This is a genomic window from Rhodovarius sp. (assembly GCF_040399605.1).
Lineage (GTDB): Bacteria > Pseudomonadota > Alphaproteobacteria > Acetobacterales > Acetobacteraceae > Rhodovarius > Rhodovarius crocodyli_A.
In genome coordinates this window covers 12328-36108 of record NZ_JBBARU010000027.1, presented here as the reverse complement: position 1 = coordinate 36108, position 23781 = coordinate 12328, and the positions used below count along the sequence as shown (strand labels likewise).

At 63.6% G+C, this 23781-nt stretch carries 23 protein-coding genes and 2 tRNA genes; all 25 read left to right on the top strand.

Annotation, left to right across the window (positions count from 1 at the left end; translation table 11 throughout):
• Positions 1-321: 321 nt before the first annotated feature.
• The 25 genes from era (at position 322) to ABWP84_RS09175 (ending at position 23736) form a co-directional block, all read left to right on the top strand.
• Positions 322-1218: a GTPase Era gene (gene era / locus ABWP84_RS09295; protein WP_353211744.1), complete on the top strand. Its 897-nt coding sequence runs from the start codon at positions 322-324 to the stop codon at positions 1216-1218.
• 15 nt (positions 1219-1233) lie between these two features.
• Positions 1234-1968 carry a DNA repair protein RecO gene (gene recO / locus ABWP84_RS09290; protein WP_353211743.1) on the top strand — a complete coding sequence of 245 codons (735 nt, stop codon included), beginning with the start codon at positions 1234-1236 and terminating at the stop codon, positions 1966-1968.
• Between the two features lie 152 nt (positions 1969-2120).
• A complete protein-coding gene (gene clpP, locus ABWP84_RS09285; protein ID WP_353211742.1) occupies positions 2121-2774 on the top strand; it encodes an ATP-dependent Clp endopeptidase proteolytic subunit ClpP in 654 nt (217 codons plus the stop codon).
• A gap of 117 nt (positions 2775-2891) precedes the next feature.
• On the top strand, positions 2892-4151 hold the full coding sequence (clpX, locus tag ABWP84_RS09280; protein ID WP_353211741.1) for an ATP-dependent Clp protease ATP-binding subunit ClpX: 1260 nt from the start codon (positions 2892-2894) through the stop codon (positions 4149-4151).
• A 138-nt stretch (positions 4152-4289) separates the two neighbouring features.
• A complete protein-coding gene (lon, locus tag ABWP84_RS09275) occupies positions 4290-6689 on the top strand; it encodes an endopeptidase La (protein WP_353211740.1) in 2400 nt (799 codons plus the stop codon).
• A gap of 207 nt (positions 6690-6896) precedes the next feature.
• Positions 6897-7172 (top strand): HU family DNA-binding protein, encoded by a 276-nt coding sequence (locus tag ABWP84_RS09270; protein WP_353211739.1) that lies wholly within the window; start codon positions 6897-6899, stop codon positions 7170-7172.
• 121 nt (positions 7173-7293) lie between these two features.
• Positions 7294-7366, top strand: a tRNA-Val gene (locus tag ABWP84_RS09265).
• 86 nt (positions 7367-7452) lie between these two features.
• A tRNA-Asp gene (locus tag ABWP84_RS09260) sits at positions 7453-7529 on the top strand.
• A 240-nt stretch (positions 7530-7769) separates the two neighbouring features.
• Positions 7770-8138 carry an NADH-quinone oxidoreductase subunit A gene (locus tag ABWP84_RS09255; protein ID WP_353211738.1) on the top strand — a complete coding sequence of 123 codons (369 nt, stop codon included), beginning with the start codon at positions 7770-7772 and terminating at the stop codon, positions 8136-8138.
• On the top strand, positions 8108-8680 hold the full coding sequence (locus ABWP84_RS09250) for an NADH-quinone oxidoreductase subunit B family protein (RefSeq protein ID WP_353211737.1): 573 nt from the start codon (positions 8108-8110) through the stop codon (positions 8678-8680). The genes ABWP84_RS09255 and ABWP84_RS09250 overlap by 31 nt, the downstream gene beginning before the upstream one ends.
• A complete protein-coding gene (locus tag ABWP84_RS09245) occupies positions 8622-9287 on the top strand; it encodes an NADH-quinone oxidoreductase subunit C (RefSeq protein ID WP_408904259.1) in 666 nt (221 codons plus the stop codon). Before ABWP84_RS09250 ends, ABWP84_RS09245 begins: the two co-directional genes overlap by 59 nt.
• The gene (locus tag ABWP84_RS09240) at positions 9284-10495 is read left to right on the top strand and encodes an NADH-quinone oxidoreductase subunit D (protein ID WP_353211735.1); all 1212 of its coding nucleotides are present in this window, start codon (positions 9284-9286) and stop codon (positions 10493-10495) included. Before ABWP84_RS09245 ends, ABWP84_RS09240 begins: the two co-directional genes overlap by 4 nt.
• Positions 10492-11091 (top strand): NAD(P)H-dependent oxidoreductase subunit E, encoded by a 600-nt coding sequence (locus ABWP84_RS09235; protein ID WP_353211734.1) that lies wholly within the window; start codon positions 10492-10494, stop codon positions 11089-11091. Before ABWP84_RS09240 ends, ABWP84_RS09235 begins: the two co-directional genes overlap by 4 nt.
• A gap of 3 nt (positions 11092-11094) precedes the next feature.
• Positions 11095-12390: an NADH-quinone oxidoreductase subunit NuoF gene (nuoF, locus tag ABWP84_RS09230; protein ID WP_353211733.1), complete on the top strand. Its 1296-nt coding sequence runs from the start codon at positions 11095-11097 to the stop codon at positions 12388-12390.
• Between the two features lie 3 nt (positions 12391-12393).
• Complete coding sequence (locus ABWP84_RS09225) at positions 12394-12858, top strand: hypothetical protein (protein ID WP_353211732.1); 465 nt, start codon at positions 12394-12396, stop codon at positions 12856-12858.
• A gap of 82 nt (positions 12859-12940) precedes the next feature.
• A complete protein-coding gene (gene nuoG / locus ABWP84_RS09220) occupies positions 12941-14905 on the top strand; it encodes an NADH-quinone oxidoreductase subunit NuoG (protein WP_353211731.1) in 1965 nt (654 codons plus the stop codon).
• Between the two features lies 1 nt (position 14906).
• Positions 14907-15917 carry an NADH-quinone oxidoreductase subunit NuoH gene (gene nuoH / locus ABWP84_RS09215; RefSeq protein WP_353211730.1) on the top strand — a complete coding sequence of 337 codons (1011 nt, stop codon included), beginning with the start codon at positions 14907-14909 and terminating at the stop codon, positions 15915-15917.
• A complete protein-coding gene (nuoI, locus tag ABWP84_RS09210) occupies positions 15914-16402 on the top strand; it encodes an NADH-quinone oxidoreductase subunit NuoI (RefSeq protein WP_353211729.1) in 489 nt (162 codons plus the stop codon). Before nuoH ends, nuoI begins: the two co-directional genes overlap by 4 nt.
• Positions 16399-17079: an NADH-quinone oxidoreductase subunit J gene (locus ABWP84_RS09205; protein ID WP_353211728.1), complete on the top strand. Its 681-nt coding sequence runs from the start codon at positions 16399-16401 to the stop codon at positions 17077-17079. The genes nuoI and ABWP84_RS09205 overlap by 4 nt, the downstream gene beginning before the upstream one ends.
• A complete protein-coding gene (gene nuoK / locus ABWP84_RS09200) occupies positions 17079-17390 on the top strand; it encodes an NADH-quinone oxidoreductase subunit NuoK (RefSeq protein WP_353211727.1) in 312 nt (103 codons plus the stop codon). The genes ABWP84_RS09205 and nuoK overlap by 1 nt, the downstream gene beginning before the upstream one ends.
• Positions 17391-17394: 4 nt before the next feature.
• Entirely contained in the window at positions 17395-19305 is a 1911-nt protein-coding gene (nuoL, locus tag ABWP84_RS09195) for an NADH-quinone oxidoreductase subunit L (protein WP_353211726.1), read from the top strand.
• 3 nt (positions 19306-19308) lie between these two features.
• The gene (locus ABWP84_RS09190; RefSeq protein ID WP_353211725.1) at positions 19309-20826 is read left to right on the top strand and encodes an NADH-quinone oxidoreductase subunit M; all 1518 of its coding nucleotides are present in this window, start codon (positions 19309-19311) and stop codon (positions 20824-20826) included.
• Complete coding sequence (gene nuoN, locus ABWP84_RS09185) at positions 20823-22244, top strand: NADH-quinone oxidoreductase subunit NuoN (protein ID WP_353211724.1); 1422 nt, start codon at positions 20823-20825, stop codon at positions 22242-22244. Before ABWP84_RS09190 ends, nuoN begins: the two co-directional genes overlap by 4 nt.
• Entirely contained in the window at positions 22241-22933 is a 693-nt protein-coding gene (locus ABWP84_RS09180) for a biotin--[acetyl-CoA-carboxylase] ligase (RefSeq protein WP_353211723.1), read from the top strand. The genes nuoN and ABWP84_RS09180 overlap by 4 nt, the downstream gene beginning before the upstream one ends.
• On the top strand, positions 22933-23736 hold the full coding sequence (locus tag ABWP84_RS09175) for a type III pantothenate kinase (RefSeq protein WP_353211722.1): 804 nt from the start codon (positions 22933-22935) through the stop codon (positions 23734-23736). Before ABWP84_RS09180 ends, ABWP84_RS09175 begins: the two co-directional genes overlap by 1 nt.
• Positions 23737-23781 lie beyond the last annotated feature (45 nt).

Below are 23781 nucleotides of genomic sequence, written 5' to 3'. Positions count from 1 at the left end.
CTAGCAGGCTGCGGAAAAACCCTGATGTCGGGGGAAAAAAGAGCGAAAGGGCTTTGCCCTCTCGCGCTCTCCCACCAGGAAAATGATTTTCCTGGACCTTTGAATAGTTTTTTGTATCAATAAATTGATCGAAGGTGCAGGAAACTGGACTACATATATGTCGACCCTGCTGGGGTGATCGAGGGGCAAAGCCCCTCGATCTCACTTCCCTCGCTATTCGCTCTCCACCAGCCCGCTAAAGCCTCACATCCCAAGCCGCCGGCGAAGACCTGCCACGAAAAACCCTTCCCCCCCCGCCGCTTTGCCGTAGAAGGGCCGGACATGACAGATACGCGCTGCGCCCTCATCGCCATCATCGGCGCCCCGAATGCGGGGAAATCCACCCTGGTCAATGCCGCCTCCGGCACCAAGGTGACCATTGTCTCACCCAAGCCGCAAACCACCCGGTTTCGCATCCGCGCCGTGGTGATGCGCCCACCGGCGCAGCTCATCTTGGTGGATACCCCCGGTATTTTCGCCCCCAAACGCCGGCTGGACCGCGCGATGGTCGCCGCCGCCTGGGGCGGGGCCAAGGATGCCGACATCGCGCTGCTCGTCGTCGATGCCAAGGCCGGCATGACCGAGGCTGTGCAAGCCATCATCGAGAAGCTCAAAGGCACCACCCGGCCGATCTGGCTGGCGCTGAACAAGATCGACCTGATCGACCGCCAGCAATTGCTGCCCCTGACCGCGGCGCTGAACGCCGAATTGTCCTTCGCCGAAACCTTCATGCTCAGCGCCACCAAGGGCGATGGCATCGACCTCATGCTGCAGGCCATGGCGGTGGAGGCCCCGCCCGGCCCCTGGCTCTTCCCCGAGGATGAACTCTCCGACCTGCCCAACCGCATGCTCGCGGCCGAGATCGTGCGCGAGCACATCCTCCGCCTCACCCATGACGAGGTGCCCCACCACGCGACGGTGGAGACCGAAAGCTGGAAGGAACACCAGGATGGCTCAGCCCGGGTGGACCTCACCATCTATGTCTCCCGCCCCACCCAGAAGGCGATCCTGATCGGCGAGGGCGGCTCCAAGATCAAGGATATCGGCCGCCGCGCCCGGCAGGAACTCAGCCAATTGCTCGAAAAACCCATCCACCTCTTCCTGAACGTGAAGGACCGGGCCAATTGGGATGACAGCCGCAGCCATATCCGCGCCCTGGGGCTGGAGGATGAGGGCTAAGCCCATGACCCTGCCATGCCGCTGACGGAATGGGAGGGCCCGGCGGTCGTCATCGGCGCCCGGCCCTATGGCGAGGCCGGGTTGGTCGTCACCCTGATGACCGAGGCGCTGGGCCGCCACCCCGCCATGGCCCGCGGCGGCCAATCCCGCGCCCAGGCGCCGCTCTGGCAACCCGGCAATCTGGTGGAGGCGCGCTGGGTGGCCCGGCTCTCCGACCAACTCGGCGCGGTGACCGGCGAAATGGTCCATGCCGCCGCCGCCCTGGCGATGGAGGACCCGCTGGCACTCGCCGTGCTCACCGCTGCCTGCGCCGTGGCCGAGGGCGCGCTGCCCGAGCGCCAGCCCCACCCGGCCAGCTTTCACGGCCTGGTGCGCCTGGTGGTGGCCCTGGCGCGCGACCCCCATCGCGGCCTGGAGGCGCTGATCCGCTGGGAGGCTGCACTGCTGGCCGAACTGGGCTACGGCCTTGATCTCACCAGTTGCGCCGCCACCGGCGTGACCGAGGATCTCGCCTGGGTCTCGCCCCGCACCGGCCGCGCGGTCAGCGCCGCAGCCGGCGCCCCCTATGCCGAGCGCCTGCTGCCACTGCCCGCCCTGATGACCGATGACGCCCCCGCCAGCCCGGCGCAATGGCGCGACGGGCTGCGGCTGACCTCGCATTTTCTCGAGCGCGATGCCTTCGGCCATTTGCACCGCCCTTTGCCCGCCGCGCGCCAGCTTCTCGGCGAGCGGGTGGCCGCCATGGTCTGAAGGCGGGGCAGGGGGGTCTTTCCTTCATTCACCTTCTGCCCACATCTTAGAGGTTACCCTGCGGGCAGGCCGGTGATTCGGCGGCCCGCGCCAACCCGTGGCTGCCCAATCACCCTCTCCACCGGGGGCCACGAACGAGGATGCCAAGCAGTATGTCCATTATCCAGGGCCGCGATCCGGTCGAAATCTACAACAACTCCCTCGTGCCCATGGTCGTGGAGCAGAGCGCCCGTGGCGAACGCGCCTATGACATTTATTCGCGCCTGCTGAAGGAGCGGATCATCTTTCTGACCGGACCGATCTTCGATCAGGTGGCGTCGCTGATCTGCGCGCAATTGCTTTTCCTGGAGAGCGAGAACCCGAACAAGGATATTTCCTTCTACATCAACTCGCCCGGCGGCGTGGTAACCGCGGGCCTCGCGATGTATGACACCATGCAATATATTCGCTCGCCGGTTTCGACGGTTTGTGTCGGCATGGCCGCCTCCGCCGGCTCGCTGCTGCTCATGGCCGGTGAAAAGGGCAAGCGCTATGCTCTGCCGAACAGCCAGGTGATGATCCACCAGCCCTCCGGCGGCGCTCAGGGCCAGGCCACCGATATCGAAATTCAGGCCCGCGAAATCCTCAAGACCCGCGCCCGGCTGAACCAGATCTACGCCAACCACACCGGCCAGCCGGTGGAGGAGATCGAAAAGAAAATGGAGCGCGACACCTACCTCTCCGCCGAGGAAGCCCGCGATTTCGGCCTGATCGACCATGTGGTGGATAAGCGCCCGCTCAGCGGTGCGGATGCCGCGAAGAGCTGATTTGGCGCAGCCTCCCCTCCCAATCGAGACAAATCTTCCCCCCGGCGCCCGCCGGGGCTACAATTCCATGACGCCCGCCCCCGCCCTCCCGGCGGGCCCGGCGGGCGAGGAGCGAGCATGAGCAAGTCTTCCGGCGATTCCAAGAATACGCTGTATTGTTCCTTCTGCGGCAAGTCGCAGCATGAGGTTCGCAAGCTAATCGCTGGGCCGACCGTGTTCATCTGTGATGAATGCGTCGAACTCTGCATGGATATCATTCGTGAGGAGCACAAGACCACGCTGGTGAAGAGCCGCGATGGGGTGCCCACACCGCGTGAAATCTGCAAGGTGCTGGATGATTACGTCATCGGCCAGGAGCACGCCAAGAAGGTTTTGGCCGTCGCGGTGCATAACCATTACAAGCGGCTGGCAGCCCAGGCGAAGAACAACGAGATCGAGATCGCCAAATCCAACATCATGCTGCTCGGCCCCACCGGCTCGGGCAAGACCTTGTTGGCCCAGACCCTCGCCCGCATTCTCGACGTCCCCTTCACCATGGCCGACGCCACCACGCTGACCGAGGCCGGCTATGTCGGTGAGGATGTGGAAAACATCATCCTCAAGCTGCTGCAAGCCGCCGATTACAATGTGGAACGGGCGCAGCGCGGCATCGTCTATATCGACGAGGTCGATAAAATCTCCCGCAAGTCGGACAATCCGAGCATCACCCGCGACGTCAGCGGCGAAGGTGTGCAGCAGGCCCTGCTGAAGATCATGGAGGGCACGGTCGCCTCCGTGCCGCCCCAGGGCGGCCGGAAGCACCCGCAGCAGGAATTCCTGCAGGTGGATACGACCAATATCCTCTTCATCGTCGGCGGCGCCTTTGCCGGCCTCGAACGCATCATCGGCCAGCGCGGCAAGGGCTCGGGCATTGGCTTCGGCGCCGATGTCAAAAGCCCCGATGACCGCCGCGCCGGCGCAGTCCTGCGCGAGGTCGAGCCTGAGGATCTGCTGAAATTCGGCCTGATCCCCGAATTCATCGGCCGCCTGCCGGTCATCGCCACCCTCGAGGATCTCGACGAAAAGGCGCTCATCGAAATCCTCACCAAGCCGAAAAACGCGCTGATCAAGCAATATCAGCGCCTTTTCGAGATGGAAGGTGCGAAACTCACCTTCACCGAGGATGCGCTCAAGGCCGTCGCCAACCGCGCCATCCAGCGCAAGACCGGCGCGCGCGGTTTGCGCTCCATCATGGAAAGCATCCTGCTGCTCACCATGTTCGACCTGCCAGGCCGTGATGATGTGGATGAGGTGGTGGTCAATGGTGAGGTGGCCGAGGGCCGCGGCCAGCCGCTCTTCATCTATGGCGAACGCAGCCAGGAGCAGGCCTCGGCGTGAGCCGGGGCTTTTGCCCATTCCCTTCTGCCCCGCTCCCTTGTTCGCGAGGGGGCGGGTCCCCAATTCCCTAACCCTAAGGCGCCTGGCCTCGTGCCGCTTCTGGGCGAAGCCCGCGCCGACTGTCCTTTGTGAGGTCATATGACGGAATTCAAAAGCGGCGATTTGCTTCTTGTGCTGCCGTTGCGCGATATCGTGGTTTTCCCGCACATGATTGTGCCGCTCTTTGTCGGCCGGGATAAATCCGTCCGCGCGCTGGAAGCGGTGATGCGTGACGACAAGCAAATCCTGCTCGTCGCGCAGAAAAACGCCGCGCAGGACGACCCCGGCGCCGATGATCTCTACAAAATCGGCACCGTCTCCACGGTGCTGCAACTGCTCAAGCTGCCCGATGGCACGGTGAAGGTGCTGGTCGAGGGCAGCCGCCGCGCCAAGATCGGCAGCTTCAAGGAAACCGAAAATTACTTTGAGGCCGTGGCCGATCTGCTGCCCGAAGAGGCTGGCGAACCCAAGGAGACCGAGGCGCTGGCCCGCACCGTGGTCAGCCAGTTCGAGAGCTATATCAAGCTCAACAAGAAAATCGCCCCCGAGGTGCTGGTCTCCGTTAACCAGATCGATGACCCGGCCAAGCTTGCCGACACGGTGGCCTGCCACCTCTCGATCAAAATCCCCGAAAAGCAGGAGCTGCTGGAAATCACCGGCACCGCGTCCCGGCTCGAGCACGTCTTCCAGCACATGGAAGGCGAGATCGGTGTCCTCCAGGTCGAGAAGAAAATCCGCAACCGCGTGAAGCGGCAAATGGAAAAGACCCAACGCGAATATTACCTCAACGAGCAGTTGAAGGCGATCCAGAAGGAGCTGGGCGAGGGCGAGGAAGGCCGCGACGAGGCCGCCGAGCTGGAAGCCAAGATCCGCGAGACCAAGCTCTCCAAGGAAGCGCGCGAGAAGGCGCTGGCCGAGCTGAAAAAGCTGCGCTCCATGTCGCCCATGTCGGCCGAGGCCACCGTGGTGCGCAATTATCTTGACTGGATTCTCTCCATCCCCTGGAAGAAGAAATCCAAGGTGAAGAATGACGTCGTCGCCGCCGAAGCCGTGCTCGATGCCGATCATTACGGGCTGGAGAAGGTGAAGGAGCGCATCACCGAATACCTCGCCGTGCAAAGCCGCAGCCCGAAAATCCGCGGCCCCATCCTCTGCCTGGTCGGGCCCCCTGGCGTGGGCAAAACCTCGCTCGGCAAGAGCATCGCCAAGGCCACAGGCCGCAACTTCGTGCGCATGTCGCTCGGCGGCGTGCGTGATGAGGCCGAAGTGCGCGGCCATCGCCGCACCTATATCGGCTCGATGCCCGGCAAGGTCATCCAGGGCATGAAGAAGGCGAAAACCTCCAACCCGCTCTTCCTGCTCGATGAAATCGACAAGCTGGGCGCCGATTGGCGTGGTGACCCCTCGAGCGCGCTGCTCGAGGTGCTCGACCCCGAACAGAACGCCACCTTCGCCGATCATTACCTGGAGGTCGATTACGACCTGTCGGATGTGATGTTCGTCACCACCGCCAATAGCCTGCGCATGCCCCAGCCGCTGCTCGACCGCATGGAGATCATCCGCATCCCCGGCTATACCGAGGATGAGAAGGTGGAAATCGCCAAGCGCCACCTCATGCCCAAGGTGAGCGAGGCCAATGGCCTCAAGCCCACCGAATGGTCGGTGGCCGATGATGTGCTGCGCGAATTGGTCCGCACCTACACCCGTGAGGCCGGCGTGCGCAGCCTTGAGCGTGAGATCGGCAGCCTCGCCCGCAAGGCGGTCAAGGAGATCGTGACGCTGAAGACCAAGAAGGTCGTGATCACCAAGAAGAACATGGCCAAATATGCCGGTGTGGCCAAATTCCGCTTCGGCGAGGCCGAGAGCGAGGACATGGTCGGCGTCGTCACCGGCCTGGCCTGGACTGAGGTGGGCGGCGATATCCTCACCATCGAAAGCGTGGTGGTGCCCGGCAAGGGCAATATCAAGCCAACCGGCCAATTGGGCGATGTGATGAAGGAGAGCGTCTCGGCCGCGCTCAGCTATGTGCGCAGCCGCGCCACCACCTTCGGCATCAAGCCCACCTTGTTCGAAAAGCGCGACATCCACGTCCATGTCCCCGAAGGTGCCACGCCCAAGGATGGCCCATCGGCCGGCATCGCCATGGCCACCTCCATCGTCTCCGTGCTCACCGGCATCCCCATCCGCCGCGATGTGGCGATGACGGGTGAGATCACCCTGCGCGGCCGCGTCCTGCCCATTGGCGGTCTCAAGGAAAAACTGCTCGCAGCCCTGCGCGCCGGCATCAACACCGTCTTCATCCCCAAGGACAATGAAAAGGACCTCGCCGAGATCCCGGACAATGTGAAAAAGGGCCTGAAGATTTTCGCCGTCTCGCATGTCGATGAGGTCATCGCCAAAGCCCTGGTCCGCCCACCTGTTGCGATAGAATGGGTGGAACCCGAGGAGGTGGCCGCTGTCACCCCCACCGGCGAATCGGTGGCGGTACGGCCGCACTAAGGCCAGCGGTGAAGTTGGGGGCACCCTATAGCCGGGTGCCCCGGCCCCCCGCGACTCGGCGCGGGCATGAAGAATAGGCCAAAAATGGCGGATTTCCGGGGATAAACCGGTCATCGGAGTTGACGCGCCAAAACCCCTGCAACTAGTGTCCGTTCAGTTTGCGCGGGCGGAATCGGCCGCCCCGCTTGGTTCCCCAGGGGGTTGGCTATGAACAAACAAGATCTGGTGGCCGTGGTGGCTGATGCCGGCGACATTTCGAAGGCCAAGGCCGGCGAAGTGGTCGACGCTATCTTCACCGCGATCGAAGACGCGCTGAAGACCAAGGGTGGCGAGGTTCGCCTGGTCGGCTTTGGCACTTTCAGCACCACCGAGCGCGCCGCCGGCAAGGGCCGCAACCCGCGCACCGGCGAAGATATCGAAATCCCCGCCAGCACCACTGTGCGCTTCAAGGCCGGCAAGGCCCTCAAGGACGCTGTGAACTAAGCAGCGCAACTTCTCCGCAAAGGCCGGCCTGGCAAGGGCCGGCCTTTTTTGTGCCCGCCTTTTTGTGCCCGCCCATGCCCCGCTGGGAAGCTACGGCAGGCCATGCTAACAACACACCCAGGGGCGCTTAGCTCAGCCGGTAGAGCGCCTGCTTTACACGCAGGATGTCGGCGGTTCGATCCCGTCAGCGCCCATTCCCTTTTCCGCGCCATCAGCTGGTTTTTTCCCGACCCGCGCTTGACACAAATCCCCTCAGCCATCATACCCCGCCTCCTGGATTGCGGGTGTAGCTCAGTTGGTTAGAGCGCCGGCCTGTCACGCCGGAGGTCGCGGGTTCGAGCCCCGTCACTCGCGCCAGCAATCCCCTCCCCATCACTGCAATATCTCGCGTTTTTTGCTTTTCCTGCCTATGGCGGAAGCGGCGTCATGTCGGTATTGTCCGGCTTCGCTGCACCGCACCACGCGGGGTGGGCAGCGGCAAGGAAACGAGGGGCACCGGGCAACCGGCCAAGCGCCTCGTGTTGAGGCGGGGGGCAGTGGCACGCGAATGGTTCGGCGTATCCATGCCCCAGGCACAGCGGTTGAGAGGTCAAGGCCATGAATGCCAGCCTGCTCGGTGAGTATTTTCCGGTCCTGGTGTTTATCGGGATTGCGGCGGGCATTGCGCTCGCCATGGTGGGCGGCGCTTTGCTGGTGGCCCGGCAGAAGCCAAACCCGGAAAAGCTTTCCGCCTATGAATGCGGCTTCGAGCCGTTCGACGATACGCGCCGGCGCTTCGATGTGCGCTTCTACCTCGTGGCCATCCTCTTCATCATTTTCGACCTCGAAGTGGCCTTCCTCTTCCCCTGGGCGGTGACGCTGGGCGAAATCGGCTGGCTCGGCTTCCTCTCCATGATGGGCTTCCTGAGCGTGCTCACCGTCGGTTTCATCTATGAATGGCGCAAGGGGGCGCTCGATTGGCAATGAGCGATCTCGCTTGGAACCGCCAGGCTCTTCCGCCCGGCCCCGAACAGGATGCCGTCATCGGCGGCATCACCGGCGAAATCGAGGATAAGGGCTTCGTCGTCGCCAATCTCGACAAGGTGGTGAACTGGGCGCGCACCGGCAGCCTCTGGCCGATGACCTTCGGCCTCGCCTGCTGCGCCGTGCCGATGATCCACGCCTATATGGCGCGCTATGATCTCGACCGTTTCGGCATCATCCCCCGCGGCTCGCCCCGGCAGTCGGATGTGATGATCGTGGCCGGCACGCTGACCAACAAAATGGCCCCCGCGCTGCGCAAGGTCTATGACCAGATGAGCGAGCCGCGCTGGGTCATCTCCATGGGCAGTTGCGCCAATGGTGGTGGCTATTACCATTACAGCTACGCCGTGGTGCGCGGCTGTGACCGCATCGTGCCGGTCGATATCTACGTCCCCGGCTGCCCGCCCACCGCCGAGGCGCTGGTCTATGGCATCATGCAGTTGCAGAAGAAAATCCGCCGCACCGGGACCATCCTCCGTGGTTGAGGCGCTGCAAGCGGCGCTGCTCGCCGCCATCCCCGAGGCCCACCTGACCACCCAGCGCGGCGGCGCCGAGCTTGTGCTGCACACCCCCCGCGAGGGGCTGCTCGCCCTGATGCTGACGCTGCGCGACACCCCCGGCCTCGAATTCGCCCAATGCATGGATATCTGCGGCGTGGATTGGCCCGAACGCTCCGAGCGTTTCGAGGTGGTCTATAACCTTCTCAGCCTGACGCTGAACCAGCGCCTGCGCGTCATCGTGCCCGCCAGCGAAACCACCCCCGTGCCCTCCGTCGCCGCCATCTGGCCCGCCGCCACCTGGTTCGAGCGCGAAACCTGGGACATGTATGGCGTGGTCTTCGAGGGCCTGACCGACATGCGCCGCCTGCTGACCGATTACGGCTTCGAAGGCCATCCACTGCGCAAGGACTTCCCCCTCAGCGGCCATATCGAGCTGCGCTACGACGAGGAGCGCAAACAGGTGGTCTATGAGCCGGTCAAACTCACCCAGGATTTCCGCAGCTTTGACTTCCTCAGCCCCTGGGAAGCGATGACGACCCTGCCGGGCGACGAGAAAATCCATCTCAACCGCGTGGAGGGGCCCAAGCCATGAGCGTCACCACCACCAACCTCACCGCAAACACGGTGCAGGTCGATAGCCACACCGTCAATTTCGGCCCCCAGCACCCCGCCGCCCATGGCGTGCTGCGCCTCATCCTCGAGATGAAGGGCGAGGTCGTGGAGCGCGCCGATCCGCATATCGGCCTGCTGCATCGCGGCACCGAAAAACTGATCGAATACAAGACCTATCTCCAGGCGCTGCCCTATTTCGACCGGCTGGATTACGTCAGCCCCATGTGCATGGAGCACGCCTTCGCCATCGCAACCGAAAGGCTGCTGGGCATCGAGGGTGATATCCCCGAACGCGCGCAATATATCCGCGTGCTCTTCTCCGAAATCACCCGCATTCTCAACCATTTGCTCAACGTCACCACCTATGCGCTGGATTGCGGTGCCATCACCCCCGCCCTTTGGGGCTTCGAGCAGCGCGAGCATTTGCTGGAAATGTACGAGCAGGTCAGCGGCTCGCATTACCACGCCAATTATTTCCGCCCCGGCGGCGTGGCGAAAGACCTGCCCGCCGGCATGGAGGCGCGCATCGCCGGCTGGTGCGAGCAATTCCCCGCCTTCATCGACAAGCTCGAAGGCCTGCTGACCAATAACCGGATCTTCAAGCAGCGCACCGTCGATATCGGCGTCATGACCGCCGAGCAGGCCATCGAATGGGGTTTTTCCGGCCCCTGCCTGCGCGCCTCTGGCTTGGCTTGGGATCTGCGCCGCAGCCAGCCCTATGATGTTTATGACCGGATGGAATTCGACATCCCCGTCGGCCGCCATGGCGATTGCTATGACCGTTACCTCGTCCGCATCGCCGAAATGCGCCAATCGCTGCGCATCATCGCCCAATGTCTGGCGCAAATGCGCCCCGGTCCCGTCAAGGTGCTGGACAATAAGATCACGCCGCCCAAGCGCGGCGCCATGAAGCGCTCGATGGAAGCCCTCATCCACCACTTCAAGCTCTATACCGAGGGCTATCACGTGCCCGAAGGCTCGACCTATTCGGTGGTGGAAGCCCCCAAGGGCGAGTTCGGCGTCTATCTCGTCGCCGATGGCGGCAACAAACCCTATCGCTGCAAGATCCGCGCCCCCGGCTATGCCCATCTGCAGGCCATGGAGGTGCTCTCCAAAGGCCATATGCTGGCCGATGCGGTGGCAATCATTGGCAGCCTGGATATCGTGTTCGGAGAGATTGACCGGTGAGCGACGAACCGACGAGTTTTGCCTTCGACGCCGAGGCCGAGGCGGCGATCGCCAAAATCATCCCCCGCTACCCCGAGGGCAAGCAGGCCAGCGCGGTCATCCCGCTGCTCTATCAGGTGCAATACCAGATGGGCCGGCAGACCGGCAGCGCCTGGGTGCCGCGCATCGCCATGGATGTGGTGGCCGCCCGCCTCGGCATGGCGCCCATCCGCGTCTATGAAGTCGCCAGCTTCTATTTCATGTTCAATCTCAAGAAGATGGGCCGCTACCATCTCCAAGTCTGCGGCACCACGCCCTGCTGGCTGCGCGGCTCGGACCAGGTGCTACGCGCCTGCCGCGATGCAGGCGGGCTGAAGGGCTATGGCGATAGCTCCTCCGATGGCCTCTTCACCCTCAGCGAAGTCGAATGCATGGGCGCCTGCGTCAATGCGCCGATGCTCTGCATCGACGAAGACTACCACGAGGATCTGAATTACGAGCGCACCGTCGCGCTGATCGAGGCGCTGAAGCGTGGCGAGCGGCCGGCCCCGGGCAGCAGCATCGGCCGCCAGACCAGCGCGCCCGAAGGTGGTCCCATCGTGCTGGTGGAGGGCTGAGCCATGGTATTGTCTGACAAGGACCGGATTTTCACCAATCTCTACGGCACCCAGCCCTGGAACCTCGCTGCCGCCCGCATGCGTGGCGATTGGGACGGCACGGCCGGCATCATCCAGAAGGGCCGCGACTGGATCGTCAATGAGATGAAGGAAAGCGGCCTGCGCGGCCGCGGCGGCGCCGGCTTCCCCACCGGCATGAAATGGTCCTTCATGCCCAAAGCGACCGATGGCCGCCCCTGCTACCTCGTGGTCAATGCCGATGAGAGCGAGCCCGGCACCTGCAAGGACCGCGACATCATCCGCCATGATCCGCATAAGCTGATCGAAGGCTGCCTGATCGCCGGCTCCGCCATGGGCGCCTCCGCCGGCTATATCTATATCCGCGGCGAATACGCCTATGAGGCCAAAATCCTCCAGGCGGCCATCGATGAGGCCTATGATGCCGGCCTGCTCGGCAAAAATGCCGCCGGCTCGGGCTATGATTACGAGCTTTATCTGCATCGCGGCGCCGGCGCCTATATCTGCGGCGAGGAAACCGCCCTGATCGAAAGCCTGGAAGGCAAGAAGGGTATGCCGCGGATGAAACCGCCATTCCCCGCCGCTGTCGGCCTTTATGGCTGCCCCACCACGGTGAACAACGTCGAAACCATCGCCGTCGCGCCCACCATCCTCCGTCGCGGTGCCTCCTGGTTCGCCGGCTTCGGCCGCGCCAAAAACTCCGGCACCAAAATCTTCTGCCTGCAAGGCCATGTGAACAAGCCCTGCAACGTGGAAGAAGAAATGAGCATGCCGCTGCGCGAATTGATCGACCGCCATGCCGGCGGCGTGCGCGGCGGCTGGGATAATCTGCTGGCCGTCATCCCCGGCGGCTCCTCCACGCCGATGATCCCGAAAAGCGTCTGCGACGATGTGCTGATGGATTTCGACGCCCTGCGCGAACACAAAACCGGCCTGGGCACGGCGGGCGTCATCGTGATGGACAAATCAACCGATTTGATCAAAGCCATCCAGCGCCTCTCCGCCTTCTACAAGCATGAAAGCTGCGGCCAATGCACCCCCTGCCGCGAGGGCATGGGCTGGGTGAACCGGGTAATGCTGCGCATGGTCGAAGGCCGCGCCGAAATCGCCGAAATCGACGTGCTGGAACAGGTGACCCGCCAAATCGAGGGCCACACCATCTGCGCCCTGGCCGATGGCGGCGTCTGGCCGGTGCAAGGCCTCATCAGGCATTTCAGGCCGCTGATGGAAGAGCGAATCGCGGCCTATAAGGCCGCCCACACCGCGATGGCGGCGGAGTGAGAGATGGAACTCGAGCGCGTTGCCGATTACGCGACTATTATCTCAGCGTGCTTGGCCGTGGCATCCGTTATGTTCGTTGCTTATCAAATTACTGATTTCAAGATTAATCATAAGGAAGCACTTTCGGTCGCGACCTGGAGAGACTACGAGCGCTACTCAATGGATCATCCAGAGTTATCGTTGATGGCCGATACAGGAGAATTTGATTTCTCTAAACTGACGCTTGATGGTAGCCGAGAAAATTTCGAAAAATATGAATGGTATGTTTCGTATATGCTCTGGGCGTGTGTCGAAGTTGGAGAAATTAAAAAATCTGATGATTGGGACGTGACAATTTTGGAGCAATTGAAGCGGCATAAGCGTTTTTTGAGTTCTGACTATATTCGAGGAAAGAGTGATCACAAAAAAGCGACGTTACATATTCTTCCATGCGCGTTCAGGCGCAAGGTTGAGAGCGTTGTTGGGTGATGATTGGGATGTCTAAAATTGTTGCTAGGGTTGGTGTTGGCATTGACCAGTCAGCACAAGTCCGCTTGGAGGAGCACTACTGATGGCCAAGGTCACCGTCGACGGCATCGAAGTCGAAATCCCCAATGGCGCCTCCGTGCTCCAGGCCTGCGAGGCTGCGGGAAAGGAAATCCCGCGCTTCTGCTACCATGAGCGCCTCTCGGTCGCCGGCAATTGCCGCATGTGCCTCGTCGAGGTCGAAAAAGCCCCCAAGCCGGTGGCCTCCTGCGCCTATCCGGTGATGGAGGGGATGAAAATCTTCACCGACACCGCCATGGTCCGCAACGCCCGCCGCGGCGTGATGGAATTCCTGCTCATCAACCACCCGCTCGATTGCCCGATCTGCGACCAGGGCGGCGAATGCGACCTGCAGGACCAGGCCGTGGCCTATGGCAAGGATTCTTCCCGCTTCGACGAGCAAAAGCGCTCGGTCAAAGACAAAAATATCGGCCCGCTCATCAAAACGGTGATGACGCGCTGCATCCAATGCACCCGCTGCATCCGCTTCGCCACCGAAGTAGCCGGCGTGCCCGAACTCGGCGCCACCGGCCGCGGCGAGACCATGGAAGTCGGCACCTATGTCGAAAAGGCGCTCAGCTCCGAACTCTCCGGCAACCTGATCGACATCTGCCCCGTCGGCGCGCTGACCTCCCGGCCCTATGCCTTCGTCTCCCGCCCCTGGGAATTGCAAAAGACCGACAGCATCGACGTGCTGGATGCCACCGGCACCCCCATCCGCATCGACACCCGCGGCGGCGAAGTGCTGCGCATCCTCCCCCGCCAGGATGAAGCCATCAATGAGGAATGGCTGGCCGATCGCGGCCGCTTCTCCTTCGATGGCCTCAAACGCCGCCGGTTGGACCGCCCCTGGATTCGCCGCAACGGCAAACTCGTCGCCGCGACTTGGCCCGAGGCGTTTTCCGAAATCGCCACCCGCTTGAAAACCATCCCCGGCGGCCGCATCGGTGCCGTGGTCGGCGACACGGTGGATGCCGAGGCGATCTTCGCCCTCAAATCCCTGATGACCGCGCTCGGCTCGGAAAACCTCGATTGCCGCCAGCAGGGCGAGGCCATCACCGGCGAGCACCGCGCCCATCACCTCTTCAACACCGCCATCGCCGGCATCGAGGCGGCGGATAGGCTGCTCATCATCGGCAGCAACCCCCGCCTCGAAGCCCCGGTCATCAATGCCCGCATCCGCAAGGCCACCCTGGCCGGCCTCAAGGTCGCCTATGTCGGCCCCGCGACTGACCTGACCTACGCCGCCACCCAGGTCGGCCTCGACACGGATTTCCTCACCGGCGCCGAACGCCCCATGGTCATCCTCGGCCGCGCCGCACTCGCCCGCCCCGATGGCGCGGCCCTGCTCGCCCATGCCTGGGCGCTGGCCAACCCCACGCCGGAATGGAATGGCTTCAACCTCCTGCACAGCTTCGGCGGCCAGGTGGCGGCGCTGGAACTCGGCTTCCTGCCCGGCCCCCGCGGCCTCAACCTCGCCGCCATGATGGGCGGCGGCGTGGACGCGCTCTGGCTGCTCGGTGCCGATGGCTTCGACCCCGCGCGCATCGGCCAAAACACCTTCGTCATCTATCAGGGCCATCACGGCGATGCCGCCGCCGCCCGCGCCGATATCATCCTCCCCGGCGCCGCCTATACCGAGAAGGACGCCACCTGGCTCAACACCGAGGGCCGGATGCAGCGCGGCTGGGCCGCGGTGCTGCCTCCCGGCGAGGCGCGTGAGGATTGGAAAATCATCCGCGCCGCCTCCGCCATCCTCGGCAAGCCCTTGCCGTTCGATACAATCGAAGCCCTGCGCGGAAAACACCCGCTCTTCGCCGGCATCGTGCCCGAGGCAGCGCTGGAGGCACCGCCGCCGGCCCCCCTGAGCGGCGAAGCTTTCACCGCCGCCCCCGGCAATTACTGGCAGGTGGACCCCATCACCCGCGCCAGCGACACCATGGCGGAATGCGCCCGCAGCGCCGCCACCCCAGCCCTGGCGGCCGAATAAGATGGACGCCTTCCTCGACACCAATCTGGGCCACCTCGCCCTGACAGTGGCGCAGACCCTGGCACTGCTGGTGCCGGTGCTTATCGCCGTGGCCTACCTCACCTGGGCCGAACGCAAAGTTCTGGCCCTGATGCAAATGCGCAAGGGGCCCAATATGGTCGGCCCCTTCGGCATGCTGCAGCCCTTTGCCGATGCCATCAAAATGCTGATGAAAGAGACCATCGTGCCGGCCGGTGCCAGCCGATACCTCTTCCTCTCGGCGCCGATGCTCACCTTCCTGCTGGCGATGATCGCCTGGGCGGTGATCCCGGTGAATGATGGCTGGGCGATTGCCGATATCAATGTCGGCATCCTCTACCTCTTCGCGGTGAGTTCGCTCGGCGTCTATGGCATCATCATCGCCGGCTGGGCGTCGAATTCGAAATACGCCTTCCTCGGCGCGCTGCGCTCGGCGGCACAGATGGTGAGCTATGAAGTCTCCATCGGCTTCGTCATCGTCACCGTGCTGCTCTGCGTGGGCAGCCTCAACCTCACCGACATCGTCCGGGCGCAGGAAAACCTCTGGTTCGCCATCCCGCTCTTCCCGATGTTCGTCATCTTCTTCATCTCCGCCCTGGCCGAAACCAACCGCGCCCCCTTCGACCTGCCCGAGGGTGAGAGCGAATTGGTCGCCGGCTTCTTCGTCGAATACTCCTCCATGTCCTTCGCCCTATTTTTCCTGGGCGAATACGCCAACATGATCCTCATGTCCGCGCTGACCACCATCCTCTTCCTGGGTGGGTGGTATCCGCCGCTGGACATCGCCCCCTTCAACTGGCTGCCGGGCCCGGCCTGGTTCGCGCTGAAGGTCGCGGCCATCCTGTTCTGCTTCATCTGGGTGCGCGCCACCTTCCCCCGCTACCGCTATGACCAGTTGATGCGGCTGGGCTGGAAGATCTTTCTGCCCTTCACGCTGTTCTGGCTGGTGCTCACCGCCTTCACGCTCAAACTCACAGGGTGGCTGCCCGCATGATGACCCTCGACCGGCTCGCCCGCTCCTTCCTGCTGGTGGAAATCCTCTCCGGCATGGCCTCAACCTTCCGCGAGATGTTCCGCCCCAAGGCGACCATCAATTACCCCTATGAAAAAGCGCCCATCTCGCCGCGCTTCAAGGGCGAACACGCGCTGCGCCGCTACGCCAATGGCGAAGAGCGCTGCATCGCCTGCAAGCTGTGTGAGGCGGTCTGCCCCGCCCAGGCCATCACCATCGAGGCCGAACCGCGCGAAGATGGCTCCCGCCGCACCACGCGCTACGACATCGACATGACCAAATGCATCTATTGCGGCCTATGCGAGGAAGCCTGCCCGGTGGATGCCATCGTCGAAGGCCCAAACCTCGAATTCGCCACCGAAACGCGTGAGGAGCTGATGTACGACAAGGATCGCCTCCTCGCCAATGGTGACCGCTGGGAGCCCATCCTGGCCAAGCGCCTTGAGCTGGACGCACCCTACCGATGATCGCACTGACCTTCTATCTCTTCGCCTTCATCCTCGTCGCCTGCGCGGTGATGGTGGTGACATCGCGCAATCCCGTGCATTCGGTGCTGGCGCTCATCGCCTGTTTCTTCAACGCCTCGGGCCTCTTCCTGCTGGCCGGCGCCGAATTCCTGGCGATGATCCTGGTCATCGTCTATGTCGGCGCCGTCGCCGTGCTCTTCCTCTTTGTCGTGATGATGCTCGACATTGATTTCGTGAAGATGCGCGCCGGCGTGCAGCGCTACGCCCCGATCGGCGCGGTCGTCGGCGGCATCCTCTTCCTGGAACTCCTATTGGTCCTCGGCACCTGGCAATTCAGCACCGACGCGCAGGAGCTTCGCCTGGCCGCAACCCCAGCCAATATCACCAATACCAAGGCGATAGGGCGCATCCTCTACACTGATTACATCTACCTCTTCCAAATCTCCGGCCTCATCCTGCTCGTTGCCATGATCGGCGCCATCGTGCTGACGCTGCGCAGCAGCACCAACACCCGCCGCCAGAGCGTGGAGGCGCAACTCGCCCGCCTCGGTGCCGTCGAGAGCCTGGATGTGCCCCTGCGCCAAGGCGTGCGGATGGACGAGGTTCTGCGCCGCCAATTACCGCCGCCGCCGCCGCCGGAAGCGCCCAAACATAGCGAACATGGAGGCCACCACTGATGCTCAACATCGGCCTCGCCCATTACCTCACGCTGGGTGCCATCCTCTTCGTGCTGGGCATTTTCGGCATCTTCATGAACCGCAAGAACGTCATCGTCATTCTGATGAGCATCGAACTCATCCTGCTGGCGGTGAACATCAACCTCGTCGGCTTCTCCGCCGCCCTTGATGACCTGGCCGGCCAGGTCTTCGCCCTCTTCATCCTCACCGTGGCGGCCGCGGAAGCGGCGATTGGTCTGGCCATGGTCGTCATCTATTTCCGCAACCGCGGAACCATCGAGGTCGAGGATATCTCGGCGCTGAAAGGCTGAGCCGGTGCTAGTCGGAGCCGTTTTCTTCCCCCTGCTGGGCGCGACCATCGCCGGCTTCTTCGGCCGCTGGATCGGTGACCGCGCATCCCAATGGGTGACCGTGCTGTGCATGGCCCTGGCCGCGCTCTGCGGCGCGCTCTCCTTCTGGCAGGTGGCCTTCCTCGCCCAGCCCAGCACCGTGCAAATCGTCACCTGGCTCGATATTGGTGACCTCGAATTCGCCTGGGCGCTGCGCTACGACACGCTCTCGGCGATCATGGTGGCGATGGTGACCTTCATCTCCACCCTCATCCATATCTACTCCGTCGGCTATATGAGCCATGACGCGACGCGCCCGCGCTTCTTCGCCTATCTCAGCCTCTTCACCTTCATGATGCTGATGCTGGTCACCGCCGATAACCTCGTCCAGCTCTTCTTCGGCTGGGAGGGTGTGGGCCTCGCGAGCTACCTGCTCATCGGCTATTGGTATGAGAAGCAAAGCGCCTGCGCCGCGGCCATGAAGGCCTTTATCGTCAACCGCGTGGGCGATGTGTTCTTCATGCTGGGCATGGCGCTCACCTTCGCCACTTTCGGCTCGGTCGAATTCTCGACGATCTTCGCCGCCGCCCCGGCCCAGGCCCAGGCGCAATTCATGGGCCTGCCCGCGCTTGAAGTGATCGGCGTGCTGCTCTTCCTAGGCGCCTGCGGCAAATCCGCTCAGCTCGGCCTGCACACCTGGCTGCCGGATGCGATGGAAGGCCCCACCCCGGTCTCCGCCCTCATCCACGCCGCCACCATGGTCACCGCTGGCGTCTTCCTCATGGCGCGCATGTCGCCGGTGATGGAATTCGCCCCCATCGCACTCGCCATCGTCACCGTGGTCGGCGCCTCCACCGCCCTCTTCGCCGCCACCATTGGTTGCGTGCAGAACGATATCAAGCGCATCATCGCCTATTCCACCTGCTCGCAGCTTGGTTACATGTTCTTCGCCGCTGGCGTGGGGCTGTATCAGGCGGCGGTGTTCCACCTCTTCACCCATGCCTTCTTCAAGGCGCTGCTCTTCCTCGGTGCCGGCTCGGTCATCCATGCGATGTCGGATGAGCAGGATATCCGCAAGATGGGCGGCATCTGGAAGAAAATCCCCATCACCTATGCGGTGATGTGGATAGGCTCCCTCGCCCTCGCCGGCATCCCCCTCTTCGCTGGCTACTACTCCAAGGACGCCATCCTGGAAGGTGCCATGGCCGCGCATTCAACCGTGGGCGTCTATGCCTTCATCTGCGGCGCGCTCGCCGCCTTCCTCACCGCCTTCTATTCCTGGCGCCTCATCATCCTCACCTTCCATGGCAAGCCCCGGGCAGACCATCACACCATGGAACATGTGCATGAGAGCCCCTGGGTCATGCTCGTGCCGCTGCTGGTGCTCAGCATTGGCGCCATCACCACCGGCGCAGTCTTCGCGCCCTATTTCATCGGCGATCACGCGCATGCTTTCTGGGGCGCTTCCATCTTCAACAGCCCCGAAAAGCACATGATGGAGGCGCTGCACCACGCCCCCGAATGGGTGCCCCTGGTCGCCAAGGCCGTCGCCTTCTCCGGCATCGGCCTCGCCTTCCTGCTCTACATGGTCTTCCCGAACATCCCCGCCCGCCTCGCAGCCGCCGCGCCGGGCCTCTACCGCTTCCTGCTCAACAAATGGTATTTTGATGAGCTTTATGACCGCATCTTCGTCCAGCCCGCCCTGCGCCTGGCGAATTTCCTCTGGAAGACCGGCGACACCAAATATATCGACGGCATGCCCAATGGCGCGGCCAGCCTCGCCGCCGGTGCGGCGCGCGGCACCGTGCAACTCCAGACGGGCAGGGTGGCAAGCTACGCCTTCGCCATGATCATCGGCCTCGTCGCCTTCATCACCATCTTCCTGCTGGGGCGCTGAGCCATGAATGCCGCTGGTTACCCGCTGCTCTCCCTGCTCACCTTCCTGCCGCTGGTGGGCGCCTTCATCATCATGATGGTGCGCGGCGATGATGAAACAATCGCCGCCAATGCCCGCTGGACGGCGCTTTGGACCTCGCTGATCGTCTTCGCCCTCTCGCTCGTCCTGTGGTTCCAGTTCGACACCTCCATCGCCGGCTTCCAATTCCAGGAAAGCCGCGCCTGGCTGCCCGATTTCGGCATTGGCTATCATCTGGGCGTGGATGGCATCTCGGTGCTCTTCGTGCTGCTCTCCACCCTGCTCACGCCCATCTGCATCCTGGCCAGCTGGGAGAGCGTGCAATCGCGCGTGCGCGAATACATGATCGCCTTCCTGGTGCTCGAAACCATGATGATCGGCATGTTCGTCAGCCTCGACTTCATGCTGTTCTACATTTTCTTCGAGGGCGTGCTGATCCCGATGTTCCTCATCATCGGCGTCTGGGGCGGCGCGCGGCGGGTTTATGCCGCCTATAAATTCTTCCTCTACACCTTCGCCGGCTCGGTGCTGATGCTGCTCGCCATCATCGCGCTGTGGCATTCCGCCGGCACCACCGATATCCCCGAATTGCTCACCAAGCGCATCGCCTCCGCCTGGCAGCCCTGGATCTTCTTCGCCTTCTTCGCCTCCTTCGCGGTGAAGGTGCCGATGTGGCCCGTCCACACCTGGCTGCCCGACGCGCATGTCGAGGCCCCCACCGCGGGCTCCGTCATCCTCGCCGGCGTGCTGCTCAAAATGGGCGGCTATGGCTTCCTGCGCTTCTCGCTGCCCATGCTGCCAGAGGCCAGCGCGCAATTCGCCCCCTTCATCTTCGCCCTCTCGGTCATCGCCGTGATCTACACCTCGCTCGTCGCACTCGCGCAGACCGACATGAAAAAGCTCATCGCCTATTCCTCGGTCGCCCATATGGGCATCGTCACCATCGGCATCTTCACCGCCAATGTGCAGGGCATTGAGGGCGCGTTGTTCCAGATGCTCAGCCATGGCGTGGTCTCCGGCGCGCTCTTCCTTTGCGTCGGCGTGCTCTATGACCGTGAGCATACCCGCGAAATCGCCCGCTATGGCGGTGTGGCCAAAATCATCCCCGCCTATGCGCTGGTCTTCATGCTTTTCACCATGGCCTCGGTGGCGCTGCCCGGCACCGCGGGTTTCCCCGGCGAGTTCCTGGTCATCATGGGCGCTTTCGCCGTCTCCCCCTGGGTGGCGCTGGGGGCTGCCACCGGCATGATCCTCGGTGCGGCCTATATGCTGCTGCTCTATCGCCGGGTCGCCTTCGGCCAGATCACCCGCGAGAGCCTGCGCGGCCTGGCGGATCTTTCGCCGCGTGAGCACGCCATCTTCGCCCCCCTCATCGCCCTCACCTTGTGGATGGGGCTCTACCCCTCCTCCTTCACCCAGTTCTTCACCGCCTCCGTGGCGCAAATCGTGACACAGCATCAGGCCGCGCTCGGCGTGGCGCGCCTTGCAGGAATAGCCCCATGAACTGGACCCTGGCCCTGCCGGAAATCACCCTCGCCCTATGCGGCCTCGCCATCCTGGTCGGTGGCGTATTGCCCAAGCGCGATACCAGTTTCGCCGTCTCCATCGCCACCCTCGGCGCGCTGCTCCTCGCCGCCGCCCTGGTGCTGGTGCAAAAGGAAGGCACAGCCTTCGGCGGCCAATACATCGCCGACAGCTTCTCCTCCTTCATGAAGGTGCTCTGCCTGCTCGGCGCCGCCATGGGCCTCGTGCTGTCGATGGATTTCTTCGAAAAGCAAGGCCTCTCGCGCTTCGAATTCCCCGTGCTGCTGCTCTTCGCCACCGTCGGCATGATGGTGATGATCTCGGCCAATGACCTCATGTCGCTCTATATGGGCCTAGAATTGCTCAGCCTGCCGCTCTACGTCATCGCCGCCATCGACCGTGACAATTCCCGCGCCGCCGAGGCCGGGCTGAAATACTTCGTCTTGGGCGCCCTGGCCTCTGGCCTGCTGCTTTATGGCGCATCCCTGGTCTATGGCTTTGCCGGCACCACGAATTTTGACCGTCTGGCCGATGCGCTCTCGGCCCAGCAGGGCGTCTCGGCCGGGGTGGTGGTGGGCATTGTCTTCATCATCGCCGCCCTCTCCTTCAAGATCTCCGCCGTGCCCTTCCATATGTGGACGCCCGATGTCTATGAGGGCGCGCCCACCCCGGTCACCGCCTTCTTCGCCTCCGCCCCCAAAATCGCCGCCGTGGCCCTCCTCGTGCGCGTCCTGGCCGGGCCCTTTGGCGAGACGGTGGCGCAATGGCAGCAGGTCATCGTGCTGGCCTCGCTGGGGTCGATGGTGCTGGGCGCGCTCGCCGCCATCGGTCAGCGCAACATCAAGCGCCTCATGGCCTATTCCTCCATCGGCCATATCGGCTTCGCCCTGATGGGCCTGGCCGTGGGCGGTGAGAGCGGGCTGCGTGGCGTGCTGCTCTACATGGCCATTTACCTCTTCATGAATATGGGCGCCTTCGCCGTGCTCATCTCCATGCGCCGCGACGGCCAGGCGGTGGAGGGTGTGGATGACCTTGCCGGCCTCGGCCGCACCGACCCTGCCATGGCGCTGGCCATGGCCGTCTTCATGTTCTCCATGGCCGGCGTGCCGCCCTTGGCCGGCTTCTTCAGCAAGCTCTATGTGCTGCTGCCCGCCATCGAGAAGGGTTTTTGGGTTCTCGCCCTGATCGGCGTGCTCTCCTCGGTGGTCTCGGCCTATTACTATCTGCGCATCATTAAGGTGATGTATTTCGACCCGGCCTTGCCCGGCTTCGATGCGCGCCCCGTCGGGCTTTCGGTGGTGCTGGCCGGCACTGGCCTCTTCACCACCTTCTTTTTCCTCTTCCCCGCACCGCCGCTCGCGGCGGCACGCCATGCCGTGGCGTCCATCCTGGGTTGAAGTTCCGCCTCGAGGTTTTCGATAGCCTGCCCAGCACCGCCACCCTCATGGCGGCGCGGGCGGCGGAGGAGGCTGCGCCAGCCGGCCTCGCCATCCTCGCTCGCCAGCAAACCGCCGGCCGCGGCACCCAGGGCCGGGCCTGGCAATCCCCGCCCGGCAATCTCCACCTCTCGGTGCTGCTGCGCCCCGCCGCCCCGGCGCGCGCCGCACCGCAATGGGCGCTGCTCGCCGCCGTCGCCCTGCATGATGCCGCCGGCGCCGCCACACGCCTCAAATGGCCCAATGACCTGATGCTGGGTGACGCCAAGGCCGGCGGCATCCTCACCCAAAGTGCTGCCACCGCCGATGGCATGATCGACTGGCTCACCCTGGGCATAGGCGTCAACCTCGCCCATGCGCCCGAACTCCCCGGCCGCGCCACCGCAGCCCTCGGTGCAGAACCGCCGGAAGAATTCGCCGCCCGCCTGCTCGCCGCCCTCGCTGTCCGAGCCGAAACCCATGCCAGCGCCGGCTTCGCCCCCATCCGCGCCGCCTGGATGGCCGCCGGCCCGCCCTTGGGCGCGGCACTTTCCCTCCAGCAGGGTGCAAGCCGGCACAACGGGCGCTATGAGGGGCTTTCGCCCAGCGGCAGCCTGCTGCTGGCGATAGAGGGGCGGGTCTTGGAATTTCATGCCGGGGAAGTGGTCTGATGCTGCTGGCGATTGACGCGGGCAATACTAATGTGGTCTTCGCGGTGCATGACGGCCATCAATGGCGCGGCCGCTGGCGCATCATGACCAATGCCGCCCGCACCTCGGATGAATACGCCGTCTGGCTGCTCACGCTCATGCAAATGTCCGGCCTGAGGCCGATTCAGATCACGCGCTGCGTCATCGGCACCGTGGTGCCCGCCGCCCTGTACAATCTTCGCCGCCTCTGCCGCGACTGGTTCAGCACCGAGCCCCTCGTCGCCCGCGCCGCGCTGGATTGGGGTTTCGCCATCCGCGTCGATACCCCCAATGATGTGGGGGCGGACCGCCTGCTCAATGCGCTGGCCGCCCATACCCTCTATAAGGGCCCGCTGATCGTCGTCGATTTCGGCACCGCCACCACCTTTGATGTGGTCGATGCCGATGGCGCCTATCTGGGCGGGGTCATCGCGCCTGGCATCAACCTCTCCATCGAGGCGCTGCACCAGGCCGCCGCCCGCCTGCCGCGCATCGGCATTGGCCGCCCCCAGGCCGCCATTGGCCGCAACACCGTCGCCGCCATGCAATCGGGCATTTATTGGGGCTATGTCGGGCTGATCGAGGGCATTGTCGCCCGGGTACGCGCCGAATATGGCGCGCCGCTCAAACTCGTCGCCACCGGCGGCCTCGCGCCACTTTTCGCTGAAGGCACCCAGGTGATCGAGCGCATCGATCAGGACATCACGCTCGAAGGCCTGCGCCTGCTCTGCACGCGCAACCCCGCACCCTCGCTGCCGAGCCGCATCCGCGCCGAGTTGGAATAACCCCGTGTGAAGGTTTTCCTTCGCAATTTCGCCAAACCGGCCCAT